The organism is Polaromonas sp. P1_G1 (assembly GCF_056405595.1).
In genome coordinates this window covers 1-593 of sequence record NZ_JBFUBU010000129.1, presented here as the reverse complement: position 1 = coordinate 593, position 593 = coordinate 1, and the positions used below count along the sequence as shown (strand labels likewise).

Here is a 593-nt window from a genome sequence, read left to right as displayed (position 1 = left end):
GAATCAGAGATAGATTTTCTGGAGCAACTGCATCAGGGTTTCGCGTTCGGCCGCGCTGAGGCGGGCGGTGGCCGCTTCCTCCAGTTCGGAGGCCGTGGTTTCAGCCCGCTTCATCAGGGCACGCCCCTGAGCGGTCAGGTGCAGGCCCATGGCGCGCCCATCGCTGGGATGGGGCCGGCGCAGAATCAGTTCACGCGCCTGGAGCTGGTTGACCATGCCGACCAAGTTGGGCGGCTGGATACCCAGAGTGGCACACAGCTGCCGCGATGTGATGCCCGGGTTGTGCCGGATCAGCGACAGCACGGAGAAGTCGACCGGCCGCAAACTGTAGACCGCCATGTTGCGCAGAAATGCGTCCACGATGACCAGCGTCGCGCGCCTGGCGTTGTAACCGACCAGGCTGTCCAGGAAGCGGGTGTCAACCTGTTCGACGCCAGCGTCCGGGACGGGTTTGCGAGTTGCCATGGGTGTAAGGGGGAATGGGGCTGCGGTGGGGAGGCCGCATCATAAGTGCCCCCTGAGGGTCAGGACTCGGCGGTAAAACCGATCTTCTTGATCAGTGGCCCCCAGTACTGGCTTTCGGACTCCTGCCA

1 protein-coding gene is annotated in these 593 nt (G+C 63.7%); it reads right to left on the bottom strand.

Annotated elements, in window-relative coordinates; genetic code table 11:
* Positions 1-3 precede the first annotated feature (3 nt).
* The gene (locus AC1D1Y_RS26065; RefSeq protein ID WP_477684902.1) at positions 4-465 is read right to left on the bottom strand and encodes a MarR family winged helix-turn-helix transcriptional regulator; all 462 of its coding nucleotides are present in this window, start codon (positions 463-465) and stop codon (positions 4-6) included.
* Positions 466-593: the final 128 nt, after the last annotated feature.

What these genes read in the sequence shown, in the direction of transcription:
- AC1D1Y_RS26065 (WP_477684902.1), bottom strand. Translation starts at nt 465, where the DNA reads ATGGCAACTCGCAAACCCGTCCCGGACGCTGGCGTCGAACAGGTTGAC.